33 protein-coding genes, 1 tRNA gene and 2 pseudogenes are annotated in these 26,360 nt (G+C 63.4%); 2 read left to right on the plus strand and 34 right to left on the minus strand.

What is annotated here, in order from left to right:
- Positions 1 to 30 precede the first annotated feature (30 nt).
- From ACXJLU_RS00485 to ACXJLU_RS00540, 12 genes and pseudogenes are all read right to left on the minus strand, one after another.
- A complete protein-coding gene (locus tag ACXJLU_RS00485; RefSeq protein WP_457328582.1) occupies positions 31 to 2,715 on the minus strand; it encodes a GAP1-N1 domain-containing protein in 2,685 nt (894 codons plus the stop codon).
- Complete coding sequence (locus ACXJLU_RS00490; protein WP_457328583.1) at positions 2,708 to 3,586, minus strand: TRAFAC clade GTPase domain-containing protein; 879 nt, start codon at positions 3,584 to 3,586, stop codon at positions 2,708 to 2,710. The genes ACXJLU_RS00485 and ACXJLU_RS00490 overlap by 8 nt, the downstream gene beginning before the upstream one ends.
- Positions 3,583 to 4,581, minus strand: a complete 999-nt coding sequence (locus ACXJLU_RS00495) for a TRAFAC clade GTPase domain-containing protein (RefSeq protein ID WP_457328584.1) — start codon at positions 4,579 to 4,581, stop codon at positions 3,583 to 3,585. The genes ACXJLU_RS00490 and ACXJLU_RS00495 overlap by 4 nt, the downstream gene beginning before the upstream one ends.
- Positions 4,582 to 4,583: 2 nt before the next feature.
- Positions 4,584 to 5,609: a GTPase-associated system all-helical protein GASH gene (locus ACXJLU_RS00500; RefSeq protein WP_457328585.1), complete on the minus strand. Its 1,026-nt coding sequence runs from the start codon at positions 5,607 to 5,609 to the stop codon at positions 4,584 to 4,586.
- On the minus strand, positions 5,606 to 7,027 hold the full coding sequence (locus ACXJLU_RS00505) for a metallophosphoesterase (protein ID WP_457328586.1): 1,422 nt from the start codon (positions 7,025 to 7,027) through the stop codon (positions 5,606 to 5,608). Before ACXJLU_RS00505 ends, ACXJLU_RS00500 begins: the two co-directional genes overlap by 4 nt.
- Positions 7,028 to 7,223: 196 nt before the next feature.
- Entirely contained in the window at positions 7,224 to 7,739 is a 516-nt protein-coding gene (locus tag ACXJLU_RS00510) for a hypothetical protein (RefSeq protein ID WP_457328587.1), read from the minus strand.
- Positions 7,739 to 8,046, minus strand: a pseudogene (locus tag ACXJLU_RS00515) (putative peptidoglycan-binding domain-containing protein). The gene ACXJLU_RS00510 and the pseudogene ACXJLU_RS00515 overlap by 1 nt, the downstream one beginning before the upstream one ends.
- Positions 8,016 to 8,570, minus strand: coding sequence for a hypothetical protein (locus tag ACXJLU_RS00520; RefSeq protein WP_457328588.1), 555 nt, complete (start codon positions 8,568 to 8,570; stop codon positions 8,016 to 8,018). Before ACXJLU_RS00520 ends, ACXJLU_RS00515 begins: the two are co-directional and overlap by 31 nt.
- Positions 8,564 to 9,124, minus strand: coding sequence for a Clp protease ClpP (locus tag ACXJLU_RS00525; RefSeq protein WP_457328589.1), 561 nt, complete (start codon positions 9,122 to 9,124; stop codon positions 8,564 to 8,566). The genes ACXJLU_RS00520 and ACXJLU_RS00525 overlap by 7 nt, the downstream gene beginning before the upstream one ends.
- 85 nt (positions 9,125 to 9,209) lie before the next feature.
- Entirely contained in the window at positions 9,210 to 9,758 is a 549-nt protein-coding gene (locus ACXJLU_RS00530; RefSeq protein ID WP_457328590.1) for a hypothetical protein, read from the minus strand.
- 28 nt (positions 9,759 to 9,786) lie between these two features.
- Complete coding sequence (locus ACXJLU_RS00535; protein WP_457328591.1) at positions 9,787 to 10,884, minus strand: hypothetical protein; 1,098 nt, start codon at positions 10,882 to 10,884, stop codon at positions 9,787 to 9,789.
- A 115-nt stretch (positions 10,885 to 10,999) separates the two neighbouring features.
- Positions 11,000 to 11,230: a Mor transcription activator family protein gene (locus tag ACXJLU_RS00540; protein ID WP_457328592.1), complete on the minus strand. Its 231-nt coding sequence runs from the start codon at positions 11,228 to 11,230 to the stop codon at positions 11,000 to 11,002.
- 38 nt (positions 11,231 to 11,268) lie between these two features.
- Between ACXJLU_RS00540 and ACXJLU_RS00545 the strand changes: the two are divergent.
- Positions 11,269 to 11,385, plus strand: a pseudogene (locus ACXJLU_RS00545) (helix-turn-helix transcriptional regulator); the annotation flags it as partial.
- A 9-nt stretch (positions 11,386 to 11,394) separates the two neighbouring features.
- Positions 11,395 to 11,919 (plus strand): S24 family peptidase, encoded by a 525-nt coding sequence (locus tag ACXJLU_RS00550; protein ID WP_457328618.1) that lies wholly within the window; start codon positions 11,395 to 11,397, stop codon positions 11,917 to 11,919.
- Between the two features lie 104 nt (positions 11,920 to 12,023).
- Here ACXJLU_RS00550 and ACXJLU_RS00555 read toward each other — a convergent pair whose 3' ends face one another.
- From ACXJLU_RS00555 to rplX, 22 genes are all read right to left on the minus strand, one after another.
- Positions 12,024 to 12,785: a hypothetical protein gene (locus ACXJLU_RS00555; protein WP_457328593.1), complete on the minus strand. Its 762-nt coding sequence runs from the start codon at positions 12,783 to 12,785 to the stop codon at positions 12,024 to 12,026.
- A gap of 926 nt (positions 12,786 to 13,711) precedes the next feature.
- A tRNA-Met gene (locus ACXJLU_RS00560) sits at positions 13,712 to 13,788 on the minus strand.
- A gap of 45 nt (positions 13,789 to 13,833) precedes the next feature.
- A complete protein-coding gene (gene dsbD / locus ACXJLU_RS00565; RefSeq protein ID WP_457328594.1) occupies positions 13,834 to 15,708 on the minus strand; it encodes a protein-disulfide reductase DsbD in 1,875 nt (624 codons plus the stop codon).
- A gap of 39 nt (positions 15,709 to 15,747) precedes the next feature.
- Entirely contained in the window at positions 15,748 to 16,533 is a 786-nt protein-coding gene (locus ACXJLU_RS00570) for an ABC transporter permease (RefSeq protein ID WP_073466012.1), read from the minus strand.
- A 33-nt stretch (positions 16,534 to 16,566) separates the two neighbouring features.
- Positions 16,567 to 17,484, minus strand: a complete 918-nt coding sequence (locus ACXJLU_RS00575; RefSeq protein ID WP_457328595.1) for an ATP-binding cassette domain-containing protein — start codon at positions 17,482 to 17,484, stop codon at positions 16,567 to 16,569.
- Between the two features lie 114 nt (positions 17,485 to 17,598).
- On the minus strand, positions 17,599 to 17,988 hold the full coding sequence (gene rplQ, locus ACXJLU_RS00580; protein ID WP_073466010.1) for a 50S ribosomal protein L17: 390 nt from the start codon (positions 17,986 to 17,988) through the stop codon (positions 17,599 to 17,601).
- A gap of 73 nt (positions 17,989 to 18,061) precedes the next feature.
- The gene (locus tag ACXJLU_RS00585; protein ID WP_056805299.1) at positions 18,062 to 19,048 is read right to left on the minus strand and encodes a DNA-directed RNA polymerase subunit alpha; all 987 of its coding nucleotides are present in this window, start codon (positions 19,046 to 19,048) and stop codon (positions 18,062 to 18,064) included.
- A 166-nt stretch (positions 19,049 to 19,214) separates the two neighbouring features.
- Entirely contained in the window at positions 19,215 to 19,838 is a 624-nt protein-coding gene (gene rpsD, locus ACXJLU_RS00590) for a 30S ribosomal protein S4 (RefSeq protein WP_047507670.1), read from the minus strand.
- Positions 19,839 to 20,000: 162 nt separating this feature from the next.
- Positions 20,001 to 20,402 carry a 30S ribosomal protein S11 gene (gene rpsK / locus ACXJLU_RS00595; protein ID WP_025495798.1) on the minus strand — a complete coding sequence of 134 codons (402 nt, stop codon included), beginning with the start codon at positions 20,400 to 20,402 and terminating at the stop codon, positions 20,001 to 20,003.
- 17 nt (positions 20,403 to 20,419) lie between these two features.
- On the minus strand, positions 20,420 to 20,785 hold the full coding sequence (gene rpsM, locus ACXJLU_RS00600) for a 30S ribosomal protein S13 (protein WP_056805297.1): 366 nt from the start codon (positions 20,783 to 20,785) through the stop codon (positions 20,420 to 20,422).
- A gap of 36 nt (positions 20,786 to 20,821) precedes the next feature.
- On the minus strand, positions 20,822 to 20,935 hold the full coding sequence (gene rpmJ / locus ACXJLU_RS00605) for a 50S ribosomal protein L36 (RefSeq protein ID WP_011830995.1): 114 nt from the start codon (positions 20,933 to 20,935) through the stop codon (positions 20,822 to 20,824).
- 60 nt (positions 20,936 to 20,995) lie between these two features.
- Positions 20,996 to 21,214: a translation initiation factor IF-1 gene (infA, locus tag ACXJLU_RS00610; RefSeq protein WP_047489367.1), complete on the minus strand. Its 219-nt coding sequence runs from the start codon at positions 21,212 to 21,214 to the stop codon at positions 20,996 to 20,998.
- Between the two features lie 39 nt (positions 21,215 to 21,253).
- The gene (gene secY / locus ACXJLU_RS00615) at positions 21,254 to 22,564 is read right to left on the minus strand and encodes a preprotein translocase subunit SecY (RefSeq protein WP_073466009.1); all 1,311 of its coding nucleotides are present in this window, start codon (positions 22,562 to 22,564) and stop codon (positions 21,254 to 21,256) included.
- A 48-nt stretch (positions 22,565 to 22,612) separates the two neighbouring features.
- Entirely contained in the window at positions 22,613 to 23,044 is a 432-nt protein-coding gene (gene rplO, locus ACXJLU_RS00620; RefSeq protein WP_457328596.1) for a 50S ribosomal protein L15, read from the minus strand.
- A gap of 14 nt (positions 23,045 to 23,058) precedes the next feature.
- Entirely contained in the window at positions 23,059 to 23,241 is a 183-nt protein-coding gene (gene rpmD / locus ACXJLU_RS00625; protein WP_047507678.1) for a 50S ribosomal protein L30, read from the minus strand.
- 20 nt (positions 23,242 to 23,261) lie between these two features.
- Positions 23,262 to 23,780 carry a 30S ribosomal protein S5 gene (gene rpsE, locus ACXJLU_RS00630; protein WP_056805286.1) on the minus strand — a complete coding sequence of 173 codons (519 nt, stop codon included), beginning with the start codon at positions 23,778 to 23,780 and terminating at the stop codon, positions 23,262 to 23,264.
- 44 nt (positions 23,781 to 23,824) lie between these two features.
- Entirely contained in the window at positions 23,825 to 24,190 is a 366-nt protein-coding gene (gene rplR / locus ACXJLU_RS00635) for a 50S ribosomal protein L18 (protein ID WP_073466007.1), read from the minus strand.
- A 12-nt stretch (positions 24,191 to 24,202) separates the two neighbouring features.
- Positions 24,203 to 24,736: a 50S ribosomal protein L6 gene (gene rplF, locus ACXJLU_RS00640; RefSeq protein WP_457328597.1), complete on the minus strand. Its 534-nt coding sequence runs from the start codon at positions 24,734 to 24,736 to the stop codon at positions 24,203 to 24,205.
- 15 nt (positions 24,737 to 24,751) lie between these two features.
- Positions 24,752 to 25,147, minus strand: coding sequence for a 30S ribosomal protein S8 (rpsH, locus tag ACXJLU_RS00645; RefSeq protein ID WP_073466005.1), 396 nt, complete (start codon positions 25,145 to 25,147; stop codon positions 24,752 to 24,754).
- A 27-nt stretch (positions 25,148 to 25,174) separates the two neighbouring features.
- On the minus strand, positions 25,175 to 25,480 hold the full coding sequence (gene rpsN, locus ACXJLU_RS00650; protein ID WP_073466004.1) for a 30S ribosomal protein S14: 306 nt from the start codon (positions 25,478 to 25,480) through the stop codon (positions 25,175 to 25,177).
- A gap of 8 nt (positions 25,481 to 25,488) precedes the next feature.
- Positions 25,489 to 26,028, minus strand: coding sequence for a 50S ribosomal protein L5 (rplE, locus tag ACXJLU_RS00655; protein WP_047507690.1), 540 nt, complete (start codon positions 26,026 to 26,028; stop codon positions 25,489 to 25,491).
- Positions 26,029 to 26,038: 10 nt separating this feature from the next.
- Positions 26,039 to 26,356 (minus strand): 50S ribosomal protein L24, encoded by a 318-nt coding sequence (gene rplX / locus ACXJLU_RS00660; RefSeq protein ID WP_073466003.1) that lies wholly within the window; start codon positions 26,354 to 26,356, stop codon positions 26,039 to 26,041.
- Positions 26,357 to 26,360: the final 4 nt, after the last annotated feature.

Genomic DNA, 26,360 nt, shown 5'->3' on the forward strand with positions numbered 1-26,360 from the left:
GTTACGCCTGATGCGGACGTTGCCTGCAAGCTACCTAGAGGAGGGAGATTCCTTTGCAAACCGTTCCAGTTCCACCAGCGCCGCGTGTCGGGAAGTCTCGGCCAAGGTCATCACGTCGGCGGCGATCGACTGGAGATATTGCGCCCCGTTGGACTCTCGCAGCACCTGACGGAGAATGCGCTGGGCATCGCCGCTGCGCATAGCGACTATGAGTAGGTCCGACGGTGGCCAAGACGATCGAACGAAGGCATCGACAAGGCTCGCGCGTGCGGTTCGACACCGGTCCCAGTCAGAAAACAGGAAGAAGTCGAAAAGACGTGACTGCTCTCCGCCGCGCAGATCCTCGTAGACGATTGGAAACACGGCCACCACCAGCGGGCTGAACGGCTGATGTACGCGCTGCAGCGCGAATCGAAGAGTGGCGGCAGCAACCAACTGGGCGTTGCGGCTGGTCGGGTCGATCCATCCGAGGATATGCGCCCACGCGCCGACAGCGTTCGGGCTCATGCCCGTTGTGTCCATACGCACGAGTCGATCGGTCAACGCCGCAAGGCCTTGGATCACCTTCGTGCGCAATTGTCCAGTAGTCGATTCGAAGAGCCGGAGATTGGCCTCTACTCGCGCGATCGGCGCGCCGAATGGCGCGGCAGCATTGGCTAGCTGCAGCGCGTCGATTCGCTCTGCCGCGATGGCGCCAAGTCTCGCGAACGTGTCGTACGGCAGCACTGAAGCTTCGGCCAGACCGCGGAGTAGGAGAGTAACCGCCAGGACTTGCCGCAACGGTTCAACGAGGTGCTCAAGCGGCGACAGGCCGTACCGAAGCAGTTCGTCCACGTGCCAGGGCACTAGCAGCAGCAGTCGCGCCAACTCGGCCGCGTTGGCAGCCGATAGTTGTTCCCCGAGTAACGTGGCCACTTGGTCAGCCATTATCGGGTGTTGCGCTACTACCTCCACCTCGTAGTCTGACGCGTTGGCGAGCAATCGAGCAAGCAGCGAGGCCGAACGAGCCGGATTGAGCGAACCATCCGTTCGGGCTGCACAGAGCCAGGCTACCGGCTCGGGCTCAAGCGTGAGCATGCGCAACAAGAAGCGGTCCACGGCGGGGGTCGGCTCGATGTCCGCTACGACCTCCGCGACCGAATGGCGCAGTGCTGGGACAGAGTCCACAGCGCGCGAAAAGCAGTCGTCGAATTCGGGAATCTCGAAGCGTGTCGACTTCCAGATTCGTCGCACCGCCCGGGCAAGTTCCGGGGCCGTGGCTCGCAAAAGTACTGCTTGCAGCAGCGGGGCGTGCAAGTGCGAGGTGAGGCACGGCACAGTGTGGTGCCTGGCCCGAGCGCGCAGTTGGGACTCGTCCACGTCGAACGCTCTCGAAAGTGCCCCGACCAATGCAACGCCGTCACCCGCAAGGGCAACTCGGCAGGCTGTCTCGGCGAAGCGCCTGCTGAACGCAAGAAGCGCGAGGACCGTGTGCGGCATCATGATCGAAATCAGACGGCAGAACTCGGGAACCTTGGCATGTGTCAGTCCATCCCCAGCGCCCGCGAATATGTCGGGAACAGGCGAGTGGTTCTGCGCCAACTGGCCTTCCAGATGAGCGACGGCCGCGCCCGGCACCTGCAACGACAGTTCCTCCGCTAAGTGCCGCATCGGGTCCGCGAATATCCGCGAGCGCCGCTGACCAGCGAGTTTGGCTGCCAAAGCCATCAAAAAAGTCCAGGCGTCGTCAATGTTGAGCTCGGCGCTCACCTTCTCGATGCTGCGGGCCATGAGATGTGCCAAGCGGGGTACCGCTTCATCGAACCCGACCCCCTGTGATCTCAATATATCGAGCAGACCCAGTACCGCAGTAGGTGAATTCTCCGAGCGCTCAAGCAGTTCGTTCCACAACAGCGAAAGCCGAAGCGCCGACTCGTCGCCCCGGCGGTCCAATTTCAGGGCGCCGAGGGCGTCGAGCGCGACTAGGCTCGGTTCGACTGCCAAAAAGATCTGATCCGCCGTGGCCTGTGTCCAACGGTGGCGCGGTGAAACCACGGATGTTGGCCCGGACTCGATACGGCGACCATTCCAATCCGCGAAGCGCGTGCGCGCAATTTTTGGGGCAAACTGAAGGTCGAACGGCCGGTGCGACTGCGCGCGCGGCGCGAGCGCAAACGTGCATAGCGAGAACGTGCTGCGCAGGGCAGGCCACAGGGCGGTGAGCAACCGCCATGCAATTGACTCCGCATGTTCCGCGTCGAACATCACGATCGGACGACGGGATTCAAGGAAGAGTGCCTCGACAAGCTCACCGGTGCGCGGGTCCCGCACCGGCGAGAGTGGCAACGGCAGCGCTGGTATTCGGCGTGCAACATGCGCGGTTTGAAGCGTCAGTGCGTCGCGATCAATCCCGCGCAGCAGCGATTCGAAGATGACTGGAGACTCGATCGTGCTCCAGTCCTCCATCCGCACCAGGAGGCTACGAGTGAGTACGCAGCCGGTGCGAGCTGCCTGCGTGTCTTGCCATGTACGTGCGATGACAAAGTAGCTTAGCGAGGGCAGCGGGTAGACGGTTAGATACGGCTCGAACATCTCCCCAGGGCGCAGAGGCCCAGAGAGGTCGGACAGCCGATCCACCAAGTCCTGACTTTCGCGGTCGATCTGCACCGAGCTGGCCAGCAGCTCGTGCCCGTAGCGATAGCCATGGGTTTGCTGCTCAACCAAATACTCATTCATTCGCGTCGTGCGGATCAATGAGCCAAGCGACCGGGGCCGTCAAATCCGGCGACCGCACGTAGGCACCTCCTTGCTGCTCTACGCAAAAGCCTGACGATTCGAGTTCGCCGTGATCGAGGAATTCGGCGGTGAATACAGGATCCTCGAAATCGCCGCCGACGATCGAGACACCAAATACACGCACGTTTAGGCGATCGGCGTGTCGCACCATGCCCGCAAAAAGTGGGAACTCCTCGCGCAGATAAGCCGCCGGCCCGGCCAAATCTCGCTGAGCATCCAACTTGTCCCAGGCCGTCACAACAATCGCGACGCGCGGTAGCTCGCCATCGTTGCCTGGCCGGAGCGACGACTCAAGAAAGCGTAGGAGCTCGCACAACACTACTTGGGTCGGGACTCTGCTCGCGGCCTCAGCATCGGGAGCGAGATGGCGCATGTACTTCTCAGCGTTGACCCAGTCGAGAGGGGCAACGTTGTGCTCAGACAGGACCCGCACGAAGAGCAACGCCCCGGAGGACCGGCGCAACTGCTCCATCCACTCGGCGGAGATCTCTAAGGTCTCGACAGCATTCTTCCAGACCTCGCCTGAGACGTCGGGTACAAGAAGTTCAATTGGATCGCTCTGCGGCTCGCGCGCCAGGATCACCGGAACCACGAAGTCGCGCCGGTGCTCTCCCTCGCTCTTGTCCGAACGCGGCGGGAAGTGTCCCGACAACACGTGTTCCAACGTCTCCTCGACAAATGTGATCACGGGTGGAAGCGTCGGGGCGATCAGACGGCTGCGGCGAGCACGCAGGGCCGCCCACAGACGCAAGATGTAGTTGGTCTTGCCCGAGTCGGGCACACCTACCAGCGTGATCGCTTGTGGGGTCATGAACCAACCTCCCCTCGACCATATCCCAGCATCGCCCGGGTCGGGATGGCACGCGGCGCCGAACGCCAGAATGCAGCGGCCTCGCGCGAAGTGTCGCAGAGGTCTTCGACCAGGTCGACAATGCCGGTACCCGCCGCGATCGTGCCGTCGCTTCCAAAGGACGCGATGTGAACGATTTTCATGCGCAGGCCATGCGCAAGCCCCTCGTCAGCCAATGCCTGGAGGCTGCGTGCGAGCGGCTTACCGCGATCCAGTCGGGTGAGCACGAGAGTGACGGGGATCTGTCGGCGCTGCAGTAACTCAGCCGCCTTCTGAATCAGCAGGCGCGTCGTGTGAACCGCCAAATTACGTGTGGACGCGTCGAGGAATTTAACGCCATCAACCATCAGCCAGAGCGCATCGGCCGACTTGATGAACTCAAGTCGGTCCACCCGGGATTCACGTACTAGAGACGTGGTCCATTCACCTGGCAGATCGGGCAGTAGTAGGTCGACCGGGCGTGCCGTGCCCGGCGGCTTGACGCGAAGATGCAAGAACCCTGCCGTCCGCTCATTCGTGATCGACGTATGCGTTGTCATCTGTTCGGGAGGCGTACTGTCAGTCCAACGCCGCGCACCACGACTCACTTCGTCGAACGCAGCAAGTGTGCGACTCTCGCAGTACTCGAAGGCACCCAGACGCTCTTGCGCGAGCAGGAGGTAAAGGCTTACCAGGGCCGCGGTCTTGCCCGCATCGGGCGCGCCGAGGATTCCAACGACCCGGCAGTATCGTGAACGCATAAGCTGACCCGCGGCGTCCGGGTCTAAGGTGAGGCTGGCGGCGAAACGCGGTTTAGGCGTGGGAGGGGGAAGCGCCTCCACCTGCGTCGCAACATCGTCGTGCACATTCGCGATGCCAACTACCGTGCGGTTGACGCAGTTGTCGGCCGGGTTCCCTAGCAGGCATATCCCCGTTTCTGCGACCGTGCACTCCGCATTGTTGCAACCGCGTGCCATAGTCAGTTGCCGCTCGCGTCGAAGGTCACATGCAGTAGCGCGGCTTCCAACAGCGAGCGCGCCGACCAGTCCCGCAGGCTGCGTGACGGTGCAGGCTCCCGCCCGGCATTGCCCGTCTTCATCGCTAGCATCATCGGAAACACCCGAGGGAAGCGCGTCGGGCGATCTAGCGTCGAGAGTGCTGCAGCAATTGGTGCATGCTCTGCTCCAAGCGCGGCAAGGAGTTGTGCCAGTGTCAACGCATCGTCAACCGTCACGACGCGGAGCGTCAGGTGGCGGTGAGCGCTAGCTGGCAACCGGCGGAGCCGCAGGCCGATCTCCATCCCGCTCGCAACCGCGGCCGCCTGCGCTGGAGCCGTGGACAGACGTCGCTTCAGGATGTCGCTCCAGTCGCTGAGCACCCACCAAAGGAGATCGAGTTCCTCACGATCGAGCGCAGCATTCGCGCGCAGTGCGTTCACCGTTGAGGTCGTGCCGGGTCGAAACGCCTTGATGAGAGCAGCGTGGTCGGCGCTTTCGGAAATCGAGTTGGCGAAGTCCGGCACGCGTTGGCGAACCCGCGCCTCCTCCGCACCGTTGGCGACGACCGATTCGCATTCGGCCATTAGCGCCCCTCGTAGGTCTTCGAGTCGCGGCTCGGGGAGGCACGCCTGGTCCGACAAAGCCGACCAAAGTGCCCATGCCAACAACCGCGCTCGTGGCGCACTAGCCGCTGCCTGACTGGCAGTGCGGATGTGCCGTCGTAACCCCATCATCAGGCAGACTTGAAGCTCAAGCTCATGTCCGACGCGAACGAACGACGGGCTGTGCTGACACAGTATCTCTTCAACCTTGACGGCTAAGCTCGCAGGCAAGGCGCCGTCGGCCGTCGCGGCCGCAGCCTCCTCGGCCCCTGCGAGGATGGCGTCGATGGTGAGCATCTTCAGGTAGTACTTGCCCAGGTCGTCCACCGCGAGACTCCATTTGGAGACGAGGTCGTCCGTGGGCTTCGGATCAAAGATTCGGACATACGTGGCGAGGTCGGTCATGCGGGTTTGTCTCCGGGCATGGCAAATGGCTTGATGGCATCTAGCGCCGTCTGCAGTTCGTCGAGGCGTCCGGTTCGCTGCACTGTGTCAAGGATTCGTTGTTCGAGCGCATGGCTGAGGCTTTCGGAAGCGCCTTCGGGCAGAACGCCAAGGCGCGACAGCACCAAGACGCGCTGGGCGCCTGTCAGGTCGCGAAAGAATCTCAGCCTGAGCAACGAGAATTGAGCAGGCACAGAAGGCTCCTTCCGTACCTCGGTCACACCTTCCTCACGTATGACCGGAACGACGGGTTTGACCGGGGGGGAGGCGGGTGCAAGAGCGACTTCGGCATCGGTGGATGCAGACGCAGACGCAACCGCAAGTAATGATCCCGATAACGGCAATGGTACGGCCGAAGCGGGGTCTGACGGCACAACCGGCGGCGCACCTTCGCGAAAGTATGGGCATGCAAGCCGGAAGGTCGGTGTCGCCTCGCCCAACCCGTCCGGATCCGGGCCGAATTGCTTCTGCTCGTCGATCCACGTCCGCGGGTGGAGCGTGACGACAAGACCATCTTGAGCAGGGTCCCAGTCGAACTCGATCAGGTTGTATTTGTAGGTGTACTTGCCCTCCGCGTGCGGCGGCACGACCGCTCCCGCCGCCAGCATCATCAAGTCGCCGCCGTTGCCCGGAGAGTGCACGCTGACGGCCGGAAAATGCTCGTGTCCAGAGATGAACACGCGGGCACGAGCATTCAGAAAGCGCCGAGCATCGTCGGAGTCTCGCAGCCAATCCAATGGATGGTGCGCGATGACGACCAATTCACAGCCAGCTTGGGTGTTCAGGACACGTTGGCGTTTACCAAGCAGCAGGTTGCCCTTCACGTCCTTGCCGGCGCAGGCGAGAGCGGTGTTGAGGCCGACAAATCGCAGGAAGCGGCCTGGAGCGAGTTCGACAGTGCGCGCGCCCGCACGCCCACCGTCGACTTCCAAAGGTGAGTTGTAGCCGCGGGCGAATGGCTCGTAGGCGGCGAACCGCTTATAGAGCGCGTCGCAGTCGACCCGACGGTTTAAAAACGTATCGAGCTTGGCTTCTCCTTCGTCAGAGATTTCCTTGAGCATCAGCGCCGTGCCGTGCGAAATCTCATCTCGATCGATGTCGTGATTTCCGGGTACGACCTGAATGTCTGAAATTGCGCAGCCCGCAGCGATGGCCATGCGGTCCAGCCAAGCTGCGGCCTCGGCATACTCATCTGCCTTGCCGCCGTATGCGATGTCGCCCGACACGATGATTCCGCTCGCAAACCCCGACCGCAGGCCCTTCACAGCACGATTAGCGTCACGGATCACCTGTTCCTTAACGTCGTTGTGCACGACTTTGTCGCTGCCGACTTCTTGCCCAAAATGGATATCAGACAAGTGGATGAAGGAAATCGGCATGAGGAGCGGGACGTTGTCCGATGGAACGCCGCTTGCGCGGGCAGGCAAAGCGAATATAGCCTCATCTTTGCCTCGCGCGAAGTTGGCTTTGCGCGGCGCCTCGCTGCCGCATGGAGGCGGTTTGGGCGCGTCGTACAGACGCCTGCACCGCACCCTACTTGACCGCCGGCGCTCTCGCGAGTAGTTCGGTTTTCACCTAGGACCCGCGGCTCGATCCGAACTCGAACTGGTGCGCGTCGCGCAGGCCGTTGGCGAACTGCTGGGTCAGCATGCCCAGCGGACCGTTGAGCGCCATGATCAGCGGGTTCACATCGCCACCCTTGGTCACGCCCAGCCAGGTCACGAAGACCATCGCTGACAGGCAGGCGAGCATGCCCACCACTTCGCCGACGATCATCCGGTCCGCGCGCTTGGTCGTCCTGCCGAGCTGGGCGAGCTGCACGTCGCACTTGCGGGCGTCCTGCCGGTCGGCGAGGAAGGCCTTGTCGAGGTCGGCCTCGGCCGCGATCACCGCCTGGCGGAAGGCCAGCAGCGCGGCAGGATCGGCCTGGATCGCGCTCAGCGCGGCCTGGCCGCTGTCCTTGCCGGTGACCTGCTTGGCAATGTCGATCACGGTGCTGGCGGCGTGCTCCGCCTGGTCGCTGCCGGTGATCCACTTCAGGATGCCCGGCACGAACTGCGCGAGCGCGAATGCGGTGCTGATCGGATCCATCAGGCCTTGCCTCCCACCGCGGCCGCGATCTCCACGCGGTTCAGCAGCCAGCCGTAGACGAAGGCTTCATCCTTCGCGCGGCGCTCGGCCAGCTCGACGTAGAAGGCGCCCTGCAGCGCGTTGAGTGCGCGCAGCGGGACCACCTGGCCCTCGGCGCCGCGATCGTCATCGGGCCGATGCGGCCATCCGCCTTCACGTCCGAATACCAGCTACCTTCCTTGTTGAGCACGTTGAGCGTGCGCTGCAGGAAGGTAGCCGCCTGGTCGGTGCCCTGGTTCACCGCGGTGTCGAACAGCTCACCGGCCACTGCCGGCGCTGCGCGATGTTGGCGAGCAGCAGCGGGAAGTCGCCCGAACCATGCGTGAAGGCGAGCGCGATCAGGCTCATGCGGTCAGTGCCGGCGTGCTTGACGCCGTTCGCCTGCAGGCATGCACGCGCCATCTCCGTCAGGCTGTGGCCGCGCCACGGGTTGCTGGTGTCGTTCTTGGCGAGACCCGCACAGATCTCCAGCGCGGCCGCCATCCCGGCCCTGCGCCTGTCGGTCTCGTCCTCGACGGTGACGAGGTAGCCGCTGGTCACCGGTTCGGCGCCGCGAGCCATCGCGTCGAGAAGCCGAGCCTTCGCCTGCACCACCGTGCAGTTCATGTCGGCCGGCGCGGCGTTGAGCACGGTCGGCGCGTCGGTGTCGTTCATGTACGGCTGGAAGGCAGCGCGGATCGATGACTGGCGCTGGTTCTCAGTGCGCACCGCGGCCAGCACGGCTTCCTGGTGGGCGGCAGCATCGGCCGGTGCAGGAGTGTTGGACTGGGCGGGAACGTTGGGGATCAGCAAGGGAGTCTCCTGAGACGAAGAAGTCGAGTGGGAATGAATGGCAGCGGGGCGAACAGCGGATGCAGCAGGCGCAGAGGCACCGCGGGCACTGGCCCATGTGAAGCGGCTGGCGCTCGCGCTGATGGGCAGCGCGGCGGAGGTGGCGTCGGCGAGCTTCTCGTCGACAGCCTGGCCGGCGGTGAACCAGTGGTCCTTTCCGTCGGCATCGCGTTCTCGGCAATCTCGATGCGGTCGCCGGCCATTGCGATCAGGCTGGCGATCGACGCGGCGATGCCGTCGACCGACACGGCGACGGTGGCCGGATGACGCTTCAGCGCGTCGTAGATCGCGATGCCGTCGCTGACGGAGCCACCGTAGCTGTTCAGCCGGACGGTGATCGTGTCGGCATCGAGTGCAGCGACGGTCTGGACGAAGTCCTTCGCGGCGACACCGTCGCCGTACCAGGACTCACCGATGTCGCCGTAGATCCAGATCTCGGCGCGCGGCGCCGGGCTGGCCGATTGGGTCGACGCGAGCGGCCGACGATGGATGCTGTACCAGGGTGTGGCGCTCATGCGATGACGGGTGCGTTGTGCATGCCGTCATCGTCGCGAAACCTCTATCCGAAATGCAGGGGACAGTTCGGACAATTGGATGAAGTCAACCTATCGACACTGAAGTGAGACGACTCCGAAGTTCGGCCGGAACCTCATCAAGGTACAGGATGGAGAAATCGTCCGACTCGTCGTGCAGTCCGCACGACAGGAGCAGTGTTCGACCGTTTGCCAGTAGCAGTCCGAGGCTTTCACGCGCACACACCGCGTGTTTAACGTTCTTCGCTGGATGCACGAATATCCTCAGAGAGGAAATCTCGGCACCGAGCGCTTGGCGCATCCCTGAATCAGCGTAGATGGGATCGGTCGCTTCCAGCGTCGCCCGAAAATCAGTTGCATGCCAGTCCATCTCGCGCGTGTCGGACAACACGATTGCTGCTTGAGACGTGTCCACCGCCACAGCGTACGCTGCTCCGCTCGACAGTTGCAGCCTCACCGGAGCAGGAAAATTCCGGAAGACCTTGGGTGGATCAATCCCGTACAGGGACGGAACTGACTCGGGCAGATCCATCAGGTATCTCGTCATCTGCACGATGCTCTGGCCTCGCCATCGATCGAGATCGAGCGCCATCTGTGAGGCAAGCTTCCATTCCATTTCCTAGATCTCCTCAATCGACTATGCCCTAGGACTTCTTGCTGTATTTTCCGCCGTTCTCTGCGGTGTAGACGACGGAATCCTTGTAGTTTTTTTCCAGCTCAGATACAGCCGTACCAGCAACTTCAGCTGGTACGCCTATCGCCTTAAGAGAATTCTGCAATGACACTTTAGAGAGCGGCTTGGAGCTTTGCTGAATGATTTTTACGAGTTCATTCTGCGCCGCAGCTTCGACAAGGCGATACACCATCTGAATCATGTTTGGTGTCGGTGGATGGCCTCCAACCGTCACAGACAGAGGATCTGACAGCACCACAGATCCGTCGGAACCGATCAGAAACTGGATATCGTCGATCCGCACGTTGTCCTCTTCAAGCTTGCTCTTGATTCGAAGTAGGTCGGAGATGCTACGTGCGTTGAGATGCGCAGAATTGCCAACGCGGATTGGTCGAAAGCCCCTGGTCTTGTCGGTGCCGACGGTCGATTTGGAGCCCTCCGCGTAGCGACGCATCAAGATTGCGGCCTTGCCCTTGTACTTCACCACCCCAATGACATCAGTGACCGGTATGCCAACGGCATGTAGTTCGTTCAGCAGCCCCACTTCCTTGCTCATGCGATCGATGGCCGCCTCCAAGTCTGGATCCTCGCTGATTCCAATCACCACATTCGGATGCTCGGGCAGCTCGTGTACAACCTTTTCGGCTCCTTTGCCGACAGGTTCACCCAGCTTGGCGTTCTGAAAAACCCCGACCAAGGTGGCATGCTCCTCCACGACGCCGGTTAGATATTCCTTTGCGTCTTTGAACGCATAGAAGGCCATCAGAGCGCCCCGCATCTCGTCCAGAAGATGAGGCGTGATGACCATCTGCTTTTGGGTCATGAAGTCGATGAACCACTCGTCGAGTGCAGCCGAATCGACCCTGTCTAGGGATAGCTGCACTACCGGTGGCGAAGTGCCTTGACCGAAAAGTTGGAAGATCTGCCGCCGCTGGGCAGTCATGCGCCAGCTGTCCTGGATTCCATCGGCCCAGGTCCCCTGCTCACCGCGTTCAATGGGCGACGAATCGCGCGCTGCCGCGGGCTGCCGTTGCGTCTCAACGCGAGAGGTCAGGTCTGCTTTTTCCATATGGCGTGCCTAGCGACACGTTGTAGGTCGTGCAGCGGGCCCGTGCCATCGGCTCTTTTCTGATTTTTGGCCTCAGGATTTCTGAGTTACCGCGCCCTAGCCGGCTGAATTCATTTCACCTCTGGCAGATCAGGTACACCGTCGATCTGGAAAGCTCAAACATGTCGCACAGCTCGTCGATGTTGCGTCCGTTGAAAAGAGCTCGGATGCGCGCGTTGCGCGCACGACGATCTGGCGCAGGCACATAGATGTCGTCGCTACCGAGTCGAGCGCGCAGGCCTTCGACGATCTCGCGCGCCATCGCGCCGGCCCAGGGATCGCCCACCGACAGCCGCCATTTCGCCAATGGATCTACCGGCCTGGGTGTGAACCGCACGGAACAACAAGAAGCTCACGCAGGAGGAGCTTGGTGATGCCCTTGGGGTGACCAAGAGCAACATCTCCGCGTGGGAGAACGGCCGGCACGAACCCAGCTATACCCAGCTGCGACAAATCGCCGCGCTCAGCGGCATGGCGCTCCCCAACGACGCTTGGCAAGCGCGCTCGAACGACAGCAGTACGTTGAAAGAACGCCAGGACGGGCTGGACTCAGCTCCGATCCCTCTCGACGACAACCCTGACCATCCTTCGATCCCTCGCGTGAAGTTCAAGCTGTCGGCCGGCGTGTCCGGCTTTGGTGTGGAGTACCTTCAAGAAGACGCAGACCCCATCGTTTTCCGCCGCGAGTGGTTTCGCTCGCGGAACCTCAATCCGAAGAACTGCTACGCGATCGTGGTGACAGGTCCGAGCATGGAGCCCGGCATGTGGGACGGCGACACGGTGGTCATCACCACGGACCGCACAACGCCGAGGGATGGATCCGTGTATGCCGTCAACTACGAGGGCGAACTCGTCGTGAAGCGACTGATTCGCGACGAAGGCTCTTGGTGGCTACACAGCGACAACACCGACCAGAATCGGCACCCTCGCAAGCGCTGCCACGACGGCGTGCTCATCATTGGCGAAGTGGTGCACAAGCAGAGCGAGCACATCTAGGCACCCAGGTACTCGGTGCGGCACTACTTTTTGTAGGTGTCGCCGGGGCCAAGCCGCGATGATTCCCGAAGTGAGGCGCATCGGCATCGGCTGAGCCAGATGCCCTACGCAGGCCTTCCAAGGACCGCCCCCAGCAGGCTCTGCAACACGCCCGAAGCTCCGCCATACATCGAAGACACCGCCGACGCGAACACCGACGGCGTCATCTTGTGGGAAGCCATCTGGGCCCACGCGTGCGCCGATGCGCCGTTGGCATCCGTGTAGGCCGCCTGTGCCAGCATGCCCAGGGGATGTCCACCGCCCAGGCCGTTCTCGTTCATCCTGGCCACCAGCGCCTCGCCGGCATCGCGCCAGCGCGTCAGCGCCGGGTTCATCGTGGCGCCATTGCGGCTCAGCTCCTGCGGCGAAACGCCGCCGAGCTGCTTCTCGACCGCCTCGGCCTGCGCCTGCAGCGCCTTCATGCCGTCGAGCAGCGCGGCGAAAGGCGGCGGTTTCTGTGCGCACAAACCGGCAAGCCGGTTCATCTCGGCCGTGTTGCCCTCCAGCGCCGGTTTCACGCTCGCCAACTTCACCGATCCAGCGAGCAGGCCGGCCGGCTTCTCCAGGTAGCCCATCTGGATCGCATTCCTGCGCATCATCGGCACGCCAAGTTCCGGCACACCCGCAAAGTTGCTCGCGACGCAGTCCTTCATGAAGGCATCGACCTCGGGCGACACCCTCGACTGCAGTTCAGCAGCCTGGGACTTGGCCTCTTGCGCGGCCGCCGGATTCAAGCTGGCCGCGACTTGCGGGGCCGGCCTGGCTGGCGCCGCCACATGTTCGCCGATCGACACCCTTCCCGGCCGCGAGCCCGCCAGGGCGCTCACGTTGCCCACCGAAGCACGCCGCATGGGAGGCGGGCCGTTCGGGTTCTCCGAAGGCACTCGCGGGCCCGAAGCATCGGTCCTCGTCGTGGATGGCAGCGAGTTGGAGCGACCGAGCCCACCGATTCGCGAAGGACTGCGGTTGTTGATGGATGGTGTCATGGCGGCATGGATGCAGGATCGACAGCCGATCTTCGCAACCGCCGCTCACCGGTGCGGCGCGGCTTTGCGAAGCCGGCTGTCGCCATCCGAAGCATCTGCGTCGCGCGCTACGCCTCGAGCCAATTGACGTGGCGGCCCCTCGAGGAGATCGCTATTCAATCCTTTTGGGTGACGCCCGTCTTGCGCTGGATTCGCGACTGACCGTTGCCGCAGCTCGCGGGTCGACGTCTTGTCTTCATGCCCCACAGCACCCTCCCGCTGTCGCTTCCGGGTAGTCCGCAATCAGCGTTGTCGCAATCTCCTCTGATCCTTTCCTGGCGATTCAGTAGACATTTTCTTGACTTCATCGGGTAGATTTTCTGCACCCCATCGGTATCCATCACGAGAGAGCGCGTCGAGCGCAAACTCATCGGGGTCCAGAACTTGGTGAACGCGCTGGCCAGCGTCGGCATCAGCGCCGCTGATCGCATCGCGCCTGAAGGCAGCAGAGGCGGAGCTTACGCATCTGGCGGCCCGCATGAAGGCCTCGGCTCCGGCGAATCCGGAGCAGATCATCGGTGAGGTGACCGCCAAGTATCGGTCGCTGGTCGACCAGCTACAGCAGGTGCTGCACGACGATTCCGATCGCGAACGCACACGCCGAATCTTGTCCGAGATGCTCGGGCAGGTGACGATCGGAAGAGACTTGGAGACCGGCGAGACCTTCGCCGAACTCGACGAGCCCGCCGAGCGGCTGCTTGCTGCAGCTGTCGGCGAGTCTATGAAAGTGGTTGCGGGGGCTGGATTTGAACCAACGACCTTTGGGTTATGAGCCCAACGAGCTACCAGACTGCTCCACCCCGCGACTGAGCCTGTGACTATAGCACAAGAGATGGGGACATTGCGAGGTTTACAGACCGGCCCGCTGCAATGTCACGAGAAACTCTTCTGCCTTCTGGAAGCCGATCGCGCGGGTGCCTTGCAATTCGCGCCCATCGGCACCGAAGAAGATCGTGCCCGGCGGGCCGAACAGGCTGAAGCGCTTCAGCAGCGCACGGTCGTCGTCGTCGTTCTTCGTCACGTCGGCCTTCAACAGCAGCGCGTTCGACAGCTTCGCCTGCACGGCTGCATCGGTGAACGTGAAACGCTCCATCTCCTTGCACGACACGCACCAGTCGGCATAGAAATCGAGCATCACCGGCCGCCCCGCGCTGCGCAGCGCGGCATCGAGCTCGGCCACGCTGCGCACCGAGCCGAACACCGGGCCGTGCGATGCGGCGACCGCGCCACCGCCACGCAGATGCCCGAGCGGCTGCAGCGGATCCGTTCCGCCCGAGGCCGCGCCCACCAGCTGCAAGGTGCCCAGCAGTGCCAGTACCGCCGCACCCGACTTGCGCAACAGCGTGCCCGGTGCCGTCGCGGCCGCATGCGCACCGCCAGCCAGGGCCACCACCGCGGCACCGATCAGCAACGCACCCCACAGCGCGAGCGCCAGCGTCGACGGCAGCACCGGCTGCACCGTGTACAGCGCGACCGCGAGCAGCATCAGCCCGAAGAGGCGCTTCACGCCATCCATCCACGCGCCGGCCCGCGGCAGCAAGGTGCCGGCCGAGGCACCCACCAGCAGCAGCGGGATGCTCATGCCGGCCGCGAGCGAGAACAGCGCCGTGCCGCCCAGCAGGACATCGCGCGTCTGGCTCAGGTACACCAGCGCGCCGGCCAATGGCGCCGCCACGCACGGGCTCACGATCAACGCCGACACCCCGCCCATCGCGAACACGCTGGCCATGCGGCCGGCCGGCAATTGCTGCGATGCCTCGGTGAGCCGCCCGGTCAGCGCCGCTGGCAACTGCAATTCGTAGACGCCGAACATCGACACCGCGAGTGCCACCAGCCCCAGCGCGAACGTGCCCAGCACCCACGGGTTCTGCAGTGCCGCGGCGAGCCCGACACCGGCCAGCCCGGCGGCCACGCCGAACGCGGTGTAGACCAGCGCCATGCCGAGCGAGTAGCTCGCCGCCAGCGCCAGGCCTCTCGAGCGCGTCACGCTGTGCCCTTGCCCGACGATGATCGACGACAAGATCGGCAGCATCGGCAGCACGCACGGTGTCAGCGACAGCAGCACGCCGGCCAGGAAGAACACGCCGACGACCGTCCAGAACCGGCCGCCACGCAACGCGGCATCGATGCCGGCGCTGTCGGTGGAGGTTGACGTGGTAGACGTCGCCGAAGGCGTTGGCGCGGTGGCTGCTGCGCTGGAGGACAGCGCCGCACCCGATGACAGCGCACCACCGCTGGCGGCGGCCACCAGGCGGATCGAGCCGTCACCGCCGAATCCGGTCAACCCGACTTCCGCACGCGACTCTCGCGGTGGGTAGCACAGCCCCTTGTCGGCACAGCCCTGGCTCGTCACCGCGAGCGTGAAGCGCGGCGAAGCCTGCTGCACCGGCACGACGATGCGGATCACGTCGCGGTAGGTCTCGACATTCTTCTGGAAGGTCTCGTCGAACTTGACCTTGCCCGCCGGGATGACCGGCTCGCCGAGCGTCGCGCCTTCAGCCGCGAACCTGAACTGCTCGCGGTAGAGGTAGTAGCCCGGCGCGATCGCAAAGCTGACCTCGACGCTCTTCGCGTCGAGCGGCTTCGCATCGAAGCGGAAGGCCACCTCCGGATCGAGGAAATCGTCCGCGGCGTGCACGGCAGCGGGCGCCACCGAGAGCGCCGCGGCCATCATCAGCACGGCCGCCAATCGGTACCAGACGGTGAAAGTGTTCAGTGCACGCATGGGGTGGGGAGTCGAAGGCACGCGACAGGTTCCGTGCCGCTACTTGAAGAATCGGCGCCGGGTGAGCACCAGTGCCAGGTAATAGCCGCCCAGTGCATAGGCGGCGAGCACCAGCATCGGCCCCCACACCTGCTGCGGCCATTGCCCGAGGATCAGCGGCCGCACCAGGTCGACCGCCGCGGTGAGCGGCAGCACGTGCGCAATCACCTGCAGCCAGCCGGGCATCTGCTCGATCGGGAAGTACACGCCCGACAGGAAGGTCATCGGCGTCATCACCAGCGTGAAGTAGTAGGTGAAGAAGTCGTAGCCCTGTGCCAGCGCGTTGAACACCAGCGCGATCGACGCGAAAGTCACGCCGACGAAGCACAGCAGCGGCAGCGCCAGCAGCATCGTCGGCGCCCGGCTGATGCCGAGCACGAAGATCACCGCCATGATCGCCGCAACCGTGAACACCGACTTCATCGCGGCCCACAGCATCTCGGCGAACACGATGTCGTCGAGCGCGATCGGCGCGTTCATGATGCTGTCCCAGGTGCGCTGCACCTGCATGCGCGAGTACGCCGAGTACAGCGCCTCGAAGGTCGCCGCGAGCGCGCCGCTGACGGCAATGCTGCCCGACGCCAGGTACTCGATGTACGGCAGGCCCTGCACCTGGCCGATCATCGAACCGAGCCCGTAGCCGAAGGCCACCAGCGTGATCAGCGGCTCGGCGATGTTGCCCAGCACGCTCGGCACCGCCAGCTTGCGCCACACCAGCAGGTTGCGCAGCACCACCGGCCAGAAGCGGGCGGTGATGCGCGGGGCGGCGTAGAACGAGATCAGCATGTCGGGGCTCCGGTGCAGCGGGGTCGGCGGTCGTCATTCATCGCGAATCTGCCGGCCGGTGAGCTTGAGGAACAGGTCCTCGAGGTTCGCCGGCCGATGCAGCGTGCGGATGTCGTGGTGCTGCGCCAGCGCCTGCAACAGCGGCTGCGGCCGGCTCAGGTAGAAGAACACCGTCTCGCCGCTCGTCTCGACCCGCTCGGCCAGCGCCCCATGCTGTTGCGCCGTCGCGAGCGCCCCATCGCCGAAGACCTCGACGACGTCGCTCTCGAGGTGCTCGCCGATCAACCCGCGCGGCGTGCCTTCGGCGATCTTGCGGCCATGGTCGAGCACCAGCAGCCGGTCGCACAGGCGCTCGGCCTCGTCCATGAAGTGCGTGGTCAGCAGGATGGCCTTGCCCTGCTGCAGCAGGTTCTGCAGCCGTTCCCACATCAGGTGGCGCGCCTGCGGATCGAGCCCGGTGGTCGGCTCGTCCAGCAGCAACAGGTCGGGGTCGTTGATCAGCGCCCGGCCCAGGCTCAGGCGCCGCCGCATGCCGCCGGACAGCTCGCCCGGCTTCGCATCGGCCTTGGCCTGCAGCGCCGAGAACTCGAGCAGCTTGGGGATGCGCGCGTCGATCGTCGCCTTCGACAGCCCGAAATAGCGGCCGTACACCCGCAGGTTCTCGGCACAGCTGAAATCGGGATCGAGGCTGTCGAACTGCGTGACGACGCCGATGCGCTTCTTCGCCTCGCGCACTTCCTGCGGGATCGGCAGGCCGAAGGCCTCGACCTCGCCCGAATCGGGGCCCACCAGGCCGAGGCACATGCGGATCGTGGTCGTCTTGCCGGCTCCGTTGGGACCGATCACGCCGAGGCATTCGCCGGGACGGATCTCCAGCGACAGGTCATTGACGACCTGGTTGTCGCCGAACTTCTTGAACAGGTGGGAGATGCGGAATATCGGCGCGGGCATGGGCTGCAGTGTGCCAAAGCCCCGCGGATCGCGGGCGGGCGACGATCGGTGGCCCCAATGAAAAAGGGCCGGCCATCGAAACGGCCAGCCCTTCTCGATTCAACGCGCGGAAGCTCAGGCTTCGGCGGTCGCCTCGTCGGCCACTTCCGGGCGGTCGACCAGTTCGACGAACGCCATCGGTGCGTTGTCGCCGATTCGGAAGCCCATCTTCAGGATGCGGGTGTAGCCGCCCGGGCGCGCCTTGTAGCGCGGGCCCAGTTCGTTGAAGAGCTTCGTGACGATGTCGCGGTCGCGCGTGCGGTCGAAGGCGAGGCGGCGGTTCGCCAGCGTCGGCTCCTTGGCCAGCGTGATCAACGGCTCGACGACGCGGCGCAGTTCCTTGGCCTTGGGGACCGTGGTCTTGATCGCTTCGTGCTGCAGCAGCGAGTTGCACATGTTGCGCAGCATCGCGGCGCGGTGCTCCGAAGTGCGGTTGAGTTTGCGTAGGCCGTTACGGTGGCGCATGGTGCTTTCCTTTCTTGACTGACTTATAGAACCCCAGCCGTATCAGGTACTGGGGCTTGCACGATCAAACGCCTCAGCGTTTGTCCAGGCCCTGCGGGGGCCAGTTCTCCAAGCGTGCGCCGAGCGTGAGACCACGCGAGGCAAGCACTTCCTTGATTTCGTTCAGCGACTTGCGACCCAGGTTCGGGGTCTTCAGCAGCTCGGTCTCGGTGCGCTGGATCAGGTCGCCGATGTAGTAGATGTTTTCGGCCTTCAGGCAGTTGGCCGAACGCACCGTCAGCTCGAGCTCGTCGACCGGGCGCAGCAGGATCGGATCGAACTGCGTGCTGCGCTGGGCCGGCTGGTCGAACGCCGCGATCTCGCTGCCTTCCAGCTGTGCGAACACGGCCAGCTGTTCCACCAGGATCTTCGCCGAGGCGCGGATCGCTTCTTCCGGCGTGATCGCGCCGTTCGTGATGATCTCCATCACCAGCTTGTCCAGGTCGGTGCGCTGCTCGACGCGGGCGCTCTCGACCGTGTAGCTGACGCGGGCGACCGGCGAGAACGACGCGTCCAGCACGATGCGGCCGATCGACTTGGTCGGCTCGTCGCCGTAGCGGCGCAGCGTGCCCGGCACGTAGCCGCGGCCCTTCTCGACCTTGATCTGCATGTCCAGCTTGCCGCCTTGCGACAGGTGGGCGATGACGTGATCCGGGTTGATGATTTCCACGTCGTGCGGCGTCTGGATGTCGCCGGCGGTGACGGGGCCTTCACCTTCCTTGCGCAGCACCAGCGTCACTTCGTCGCGGTTGTGCAGGCGGAACACGACGCCCTTCAGGTTCAGCATGATGTGAACCACGTCTTCCTGGACGCCGTCGACGGTCGAATACTCGTGGAGCACGCCGGCGATCGTCACTTCGGTCGGCGCATACCCCACCATCGACGACAGCAGCACGCGACGCAGCGCATTGCCCAGCGTGTGGCCGTAGCCGCGCTCGAACGGTTCGAGCGTGACCTTGGCGCGGTTGCCGCCCAGCGGCTCCACATTGATGGCTTTGGGTTTGAGCAGATTTGTTTGCATGAGGTCTTTCTTTCAATACCCTCGGTTCGTTACACCGATAAGGCTGAGGGACCAACGGCCACGGCGGGTGCCACGGCCGCACCAGGGAAATCGAGGGACGCGCGAAACGCGGACGGGCCGCCCCACGCCGCCTGCACAGGCGGCGTCGGCGCGGCCAGGACGGGCATCAACGCGAATACAACTCAACGATCAGCGCTTCCTTGATGTCCGCGCCGAATTCGTCGCGGTCCGGCGCCTTCTTGAACACGCCTTCCAGCTTGCTCGCATCGACCTGCACCCAGTTCGGCATGCCTTGCGATTCGGCCAGCTTGACCGAGTCGGTGATGCGCAGCTGCTTCTTCGACTTGTCGCGCACGGCCACCGTGTCGCCGGCCTTGACCAGGTACGACGCGATGTTGACCGTGGCGCCGTTCACCGTGATCGCCTTGTGCGACACCAGCTGGCGCGCTTCGGCGCGGGTCGAACCGAAGCCCATGCGGTAGACGACGTTGTCCAGGCGCGATTCCAGCAGCAGCAGCAGGTTCGCACCGGTGTTGCCCTTGCGGCGCTCGGCCTCGGCGAAGTAGCGGCGGAACTGGCGCTCCAGCACGCCGTACATGCGCTTGACCTTCTGCTTCTCGCGCAGTTGCAGGCCGAAGTCGGAGGTGCGCGAGCCGGAGGTGCGGCCATGCTGGCCGGGCTTGCTGTCGAACTTGACCTTGTCACCGATGGCGCGACGGGCGCTCTTCAGGAACAGGTCGGTGCCTTCACGGCGGGCGAGTTTGCCCTTGGGGCCAAGATAACGTGCCACGTTGCTTCCTTTGGTCAATCTGACATGGGCTTCTCTTGAAGCTCATGCGAGTCCGGCGAGTGTTGTTCTGGGCGCTCGGACGGTGGGCTTGAGGCCTGATGGCCTAACGAATGCGCCGGCGCGGTGCTGGGCACCCGCCGGCGACGAGAAAAACTTCAACGATCAGATGCGACGACGCTTCTGCGGACGGCAGCCGTTGTGCGGCACCGGCGTCACGTCGGAAATCGAGTTGATGCGGATGCCCAGCGAAGCCAGGGCGCGCACCGACGATTCACGACCCGGGCCGGGGCCCTTGATCCGCACGTCGAGGTTCTTGATGCCCTGTTCCTGGGCAGCACGACCGGCGACTTCAGCGGCCACCTGGGCTGCGAAGGGGGTCGACTTGCGCGAGCCCTTGAAGCCTTGGCCGCCGCTCGAAGCCCAGGACAGCGCGCCGCCCTGACGATCGGTGATCGTGATGATCGTGTTGTTGAACGATGCGTGAACGTGGGCAATGCCGTCCGCAACATTCTTGCGGACCTTCTTGCGCACGCGCTGGGCAGCGGTATTCGGTGCTTTAGCCATATCGACCTTCTCTCAAATCACTTCTTGACCAGGGCGCCGGACTTGCGCGGGCCCTTGCGAGTGCGCGCATTCGTCTTCGTGCGCTGGCCGCGAACCGGCAGGCCACGGCGATGACGGAAGCCACGGTAGCACCCGAGGTCCATCAATCGCTTGATGTTGATGGACATCTCGCGGCGCAGGTCGCCTTCGATCGTCATGCGGCCGATTTCTTCCCGGATTTTCTCCAGGTCGGTGTCGGTCAGGTCCTTGATCTTGCGATCAAACGGAACATTGCAGACTGCGCAAATCTTTTGCGCGGTGCTGCGACCGATGCCGTAAATCGCCGTCAGGCCGATCTCCGCGTGTTTTTGCGGCGGAATGTTGATACCAGCAATACGTGCCATGTGCTTCCTCTATTCGCTTGTCGTCGAAGGCCAGGTTCAGCCTTGGCGCTGCTTGTGGCGCGGATCAGTGCAGATCACGCGCACAACGCCCTTGCGACGGATGACCTTGCAATTCCGGCACATCTTCTTGACCGATGCTGCAACTTTCATACTCTTCTCCTAGGCCCTTTTCGAGCGCTTCCTGATTCAAACTCGTCGTGTTCCGAACAATCACTTGGCCCGGAACACGATGCGGGCCCGCGTCAAATCGTAGGGCGTCAACTCGACTGTCACCTTGTCGCCGGGCAGGATGCGGATGTAGTGCATCCGCATTTTTCCGGAGATGTGGCCCAGCACGATGTGCCCGTTTTCCAACTTCACACGAAACGTGGCATTCGGCAGATTCTCCAGAATCTCGCCTTGCATCTGAATGACGTCGTCTTTCGCCATGCCTGTCTGTTTCGTGACTGTCTTCGTCGATCACCAGCATCAGCTGGCCTTGAAATTCGCCTTCTTGAGCAGCGACTCGTACTGCTGACTCATCACATAAGACTGCACCTGCGCCCAGAAGTCCATCGTGACAACCACGATGATCAGCAGCGAGGTTCCACCGAAGTAGAACGGAACGTTGTACTTCAGCACCAAAAATTCGGGGAGCAGGCAGACCAGCGTGATGTAGATCGCACCGGCCAGCGTCAGGCGGGACAGGATGCGGTCGATGTGCTTGGCCGTCTGGTCACCCGGGCGGATGCCCGGAATGAACGCGCCGCTCTTCTTCAGGTTGTCTGCCGTCTCACGGCTGTTGAACACCAGCGCCGTGTAGAAGAAGCAGAAGAACACGATCGCGGCTGCATACAGCATCACGTAGATCGGCTGGCCCGGGGACAGCAGGCCGGCCAGGTCCTTCAGCCAGCGCAGGCTTTCGCCCGTTGCGAACCAGCTCACCACGGTGGCCGGCAGCAGGATGATCGACGACGCGAAGATCGGCGGGATCACGCCCGACATGTTCAGCTTCAGCGGCAGGTGCGACGACTGGCCACCGTAGACCTTGTTGCCGACCTGGCGCTTCGCATAGTTCACGAGGATCTTGCGCTGGCCCCGCTCGACGAACACGACAGCGTAGGTCACCGCGCCGATCACGATCAGGATGAACAGCATCACCGGGACACCCATCGCGCCGGTTCGCACCAGCTCGAGCAGGCCGCCGATCGCATTCGGCAGACCAGCCGCGATGCCACCGAAGATCAGGATCGAGATGCCGTTGCCCAGACCGCGCTCGGTGATCTGCTCACCCAGCCACATCAGGAACATCGTGCCGGCCACCAGGCTCACGACCGCCGTCATCCGGAAGCCGAAGCCGGGCGAGACCACCAGGCCAGGCGAGCCTTCCAGTGCGAGCGCGATGCTCAGCGACTGGAACACCGCGAGACCCAGCGTGCCGTAGCGGGTGTACTGCGTGATCTTGCGGCGGCCCGACTCGCCTTCCTTCTTCAGCGCCTCCAGGCTCGGCACCACGTAGGTCATCAGTTGCATGATGATCGACGCCGAGATGTACGGCATGATGCCCAGCGCGAACACGGTGAAGCGCGACAGTGCTCCGCCCGAGAACATGTTGAACAGGCTCAGGATCCCGCCCTGCTGGCCCTTGAACAGCGCCTGCAGTTGGTTCGGATCGATGCCCGGCACCGGGATGTGCGCGCCGATGCGGTACACGACGAGCGCCAACACCAGGAAGACGAGCCGGCGACGGAGGTCGCCGAACTTGCCGCTCTTGGCCAGCTGATTCGCGTTGGTTGCCACTGAAGCGTGTCCCGAGTGAGTGGGTGGGTTGAGTCTGTTCGAAAAGGCTTACGCCACCGAGCCGCCAGCGGCTTCGATCACGGCCTTCGCACCGGCGGTCGCACCAATGCCCTTGAGCACGACCTTCTTGGTCAGCTCGCCGGTCTTGATGACCTTGACCACCTTGGCCAGCTGGCCGACGAGGCCCGCTTGCTTCAGCGTCAGCATGTCGACTTCATCGGCGGCCAGCACCTCGAGGTCGGTCAGCGTGATTTCAGCGTTGTACTTCAGCAGCGCCGACTTGAAGCCGCGCTTCGGCAGGCGACGTTGCAGCGGCATCTGGCCGCCTTCGAAGCCGACCTTGTGATAGCCGCCCGAACGCGACTTCTGACCCTTGTGGCCGCGACCGGCCGTCTTGCCCAGGCCGGAGCCGATGCCACGGCCGACGCGGCGCTTGGCATGCTTGGCACCCGTGGCGGGCTTGATGTTGTTGAGTTCCATGTTCGTTCCTCGGCTCAGAGCACTTTGACCAGGTACTGGACCTTGGTGATCATGCCGCGCACTGCCGGCGTGTCTTCCAGCGTCGATTCGCTGTTCAGCTTGCGCAGGCCCAGGCCGCGCACGGTCGCGCGGTGCGACTCGCGCGTGCCGGCGATGCTGCGGACCAGCTTGATCTTGACGGTTTTCTTGTCAGCCATGATGTTTCTCCGCGTGCCGTTCAGCCGAGGATCTGCTCGACGGACAGGCCACGCTTGGCGGCGATCTCAGCCGGCGTGCTGACATGCTTCAAGGCATTCAGCGTGGCACGAACGAGGTTGTACGGATTGGTCGAACCGAGGCTCTTGCAGACGATGTCGGTCACGCCCATCACTTCGAACACCGCGCGCATCGGGCCGCCAGCGATGATGCCGTCACCCGGCTTCGCCGGTGCCATCAGGACGCGCGAAGCACCGTGCTCGCCGATCACCTTGTGGTGGATCGAGCCGTTCTTCAGCGAGACCTTGACCATGTTGCGACGGGCAGATTCCATCGCCTTCTGCACGGCGACCGGAACTTCCTTCGCCTTGCCCTTGCCCATGCCGATGCGGCCATCGCCATCACCGACCACGGTCAGTGCCGCGAAGCTCAGCGTGCGGCCACCCTTGACGACCTTGGTGACGCGGTTGACCGCGATCATCTTCTCCTTCAGGCCGTCGTCGTTGCCTTCAGTTTGAGCGCGGGGTTGAAACTTTGCCATTGTCGAATTCCTTGTCTTCGCCGATTCTCAGACGCCCGAGGGCATCAGAACTGCAGGCCGGCTTCGCGAGCCGCGTCTGCCAGCGCCTTGATGCGGCCGTGGTATGCGAAACCGGCGCGGTCGAACGCCACCTTCTCGACACCAGCCGCCTTCGCCTTTTCGGCGATGCGCTTGCCGATGACGGTGGCCGCGGCCACGTTGCCACCCTTGCCGGCGGCGCCCAGTTCCTTGCGGACGTCGGCTTCGGCGGTCGAGGCGGTGGCGAGCACCTTCTGGCCGTCGTCGGAAATGACGCTGGCGTAGATGTGCAGGTTGGTGCGGAAGACCGTCAGACGCGCCACGCGTTGCGTCGCAATGCGTGCACGGGTCTGGCGGGAGCGACGGATGCGCTGATCTTTTTTGTTCAACATGTCGTTCGCTCCTTACTTCTTCTTGGTCTCTTTGAGGGTGACCTTCTCGTCGGCATACCGGATGCCCTTGCCCTTGTAGGGCTCGGGCGGCCGGATCGCGCGCACTTCGGCGGCGATCTGTCCGACGACCTGGCGGTCGGATCCCTTGATCAAGATCTCGGTCTGCGTCGGGCAGGTGACCGTGATGCCGACCGGCATGTCCTTCCCCACCGGGTGCGAGAAACCGATCTGCAGGTTCAGCTTCGAGCCGGCAGCCTGGGCACGGAAGCCCACGCCCACCAGCGTCAGCTTCTTCTCGAAGCCCTTGCTGACGCCGTTGACCATGTTGGCCACCAGCGCGCGCATCGTGCCCGACATCGCATCGGCTTCGACGCTGTCGTTGGCCGGCGTGAACATCAGCTTGCCGCCTTCGTTCTTCACGGCCACCAGGCCGTTCACCTGGCGCACCAGCGTGCCGAGCGAACCCTTGACGCTGATCTTCTCAGCGGTGATCGACACGTCCACGCCTTGCGGGACGGTGATCGGCATTTTTCCTACGCGGGACATTCGCTTCTCCGTTCCTTAGGCGACGTAGCAAAGGACTTCGCCGCCGATACCGGCCTGGCGAGCCTTGCGATCCGTCATCACGCCCTTCGGCGTGGTCACGATGGCGACACCGAGGCCGTTCATCACGCTCGGAATATCGTGGCGGCCCTTGTAGATCCGAAGACCCGGGCGACTGACGCGCTCGATGTGTTCGATCACCGGGCGGCCGGCGTAGTACTTCAGCGTGATCTCGAGCTGCGGCTTGGACTTTTCGCCCACCACTGCAAAGCTCTCGATGTAGCCCTCGTCCTTCAGGACTTGCGTGATCGCCACTTTCAGCTTCGACGCCGGCATCGTCACGGAGGTCTTCTGGACCATCTGTGCGTTGCGGATGCGCGTCAGCAGATCGGCGATAGGATCACTCATGCTCATTCGAATATCTCCTGATCGTCCTGCCGATTACCAGCTGGCCTTGACGACACCGGGGATGTCGCCCTTGAACGCGAGTTCGCGGATCTTGTTGCGGCCCAGGCCGAACTTGCGGAAGGTGCCACGCGGGCGGCCGGTCAGCTCGCAACGGTTGCGTTGACGGGTCGGGTACGCGTTGCGCGGCAGCTTTTGCAGCTCCAGGCGCGCGGCGTAACGCTCTTCGTCGGACTTCTTCGCGTCGTTCGCGGTGGACTTCAGCTCGGTGTACTTCTTCGCGAACTTGGCAACCAGTTGCTCGCGCTTCAGTTCACGCTGGATGAGGGATGTCTTAGCCACGGGCCACCTCAGTTCTTGAACGGGAATTTGAACGAAGCGAGGAGCGCCTTGGCTTCATCGTCGCTCTTGGCAGTCGTCGTGATGCTGATGTTCAGACCACGCAGCGCATCGACCTTGTCGTACTCGATCTCGGGGAAGATGATCTGTTCCTTGACGCCGATGTTGTAGTTGCCACGGCCATCGAACGAACGACCCGAGATGCCGCGGAAGTCACGAACGCGCGGCAGCGCGATCGTCACGAAGCGGTCGAGGAATTCATACATCTGGACGCCACGCAGCGTGACCATGCAGCCGATCGGCACGCCGTCACGGATCTTGAAGCCGGCAATCGCCTTCTTCGACTTGGTGACCACGGGCTTCTGGCCGGCGATCTTGGTCAGGTCGCTGACGGCGTGTTCCATGACCTTCTTGTCGGAGACTGCCTCGCTCACGCCCATGTTGAGCGTGATCTTCGTGATGCGGGGAACCTGCATCGTCGAGACATAGCCGAACTTCGTCACGAGGTCGGGAACGACCTTCTCGCGGTAAAACTGTTGCAAACGTGCCATGGCTGACCTCTTATGCCTTGATTTCTTCGCCGCTGGACTTGAACACGCGGACCTTCTTGCCGTCAGACAGCAACTTGATGCCCACGCGCTCACCCTTGCCGGTCGCCGCATTGAAGATGGCGATGTTCGACTGATGGATCGGCATGACCTTGTCGACGATGCCGCCGGTGGCGCCCTTCATCGGGTTCGGCTTCACATGCTTCTTGACGACGTTCACGCCGTCGACCGTCAGGTGGTCAGCATCGATGCGCGCGATCACCTTGCCGCGCTTGCCCTTGTCGCGACCGGTCAACACGATGACCTCGTCGCCTGTACGAATCTTGTTCATGGCT

Source organism: Rhizobacter sp. P5_C2, assembly GCF_054049715.1.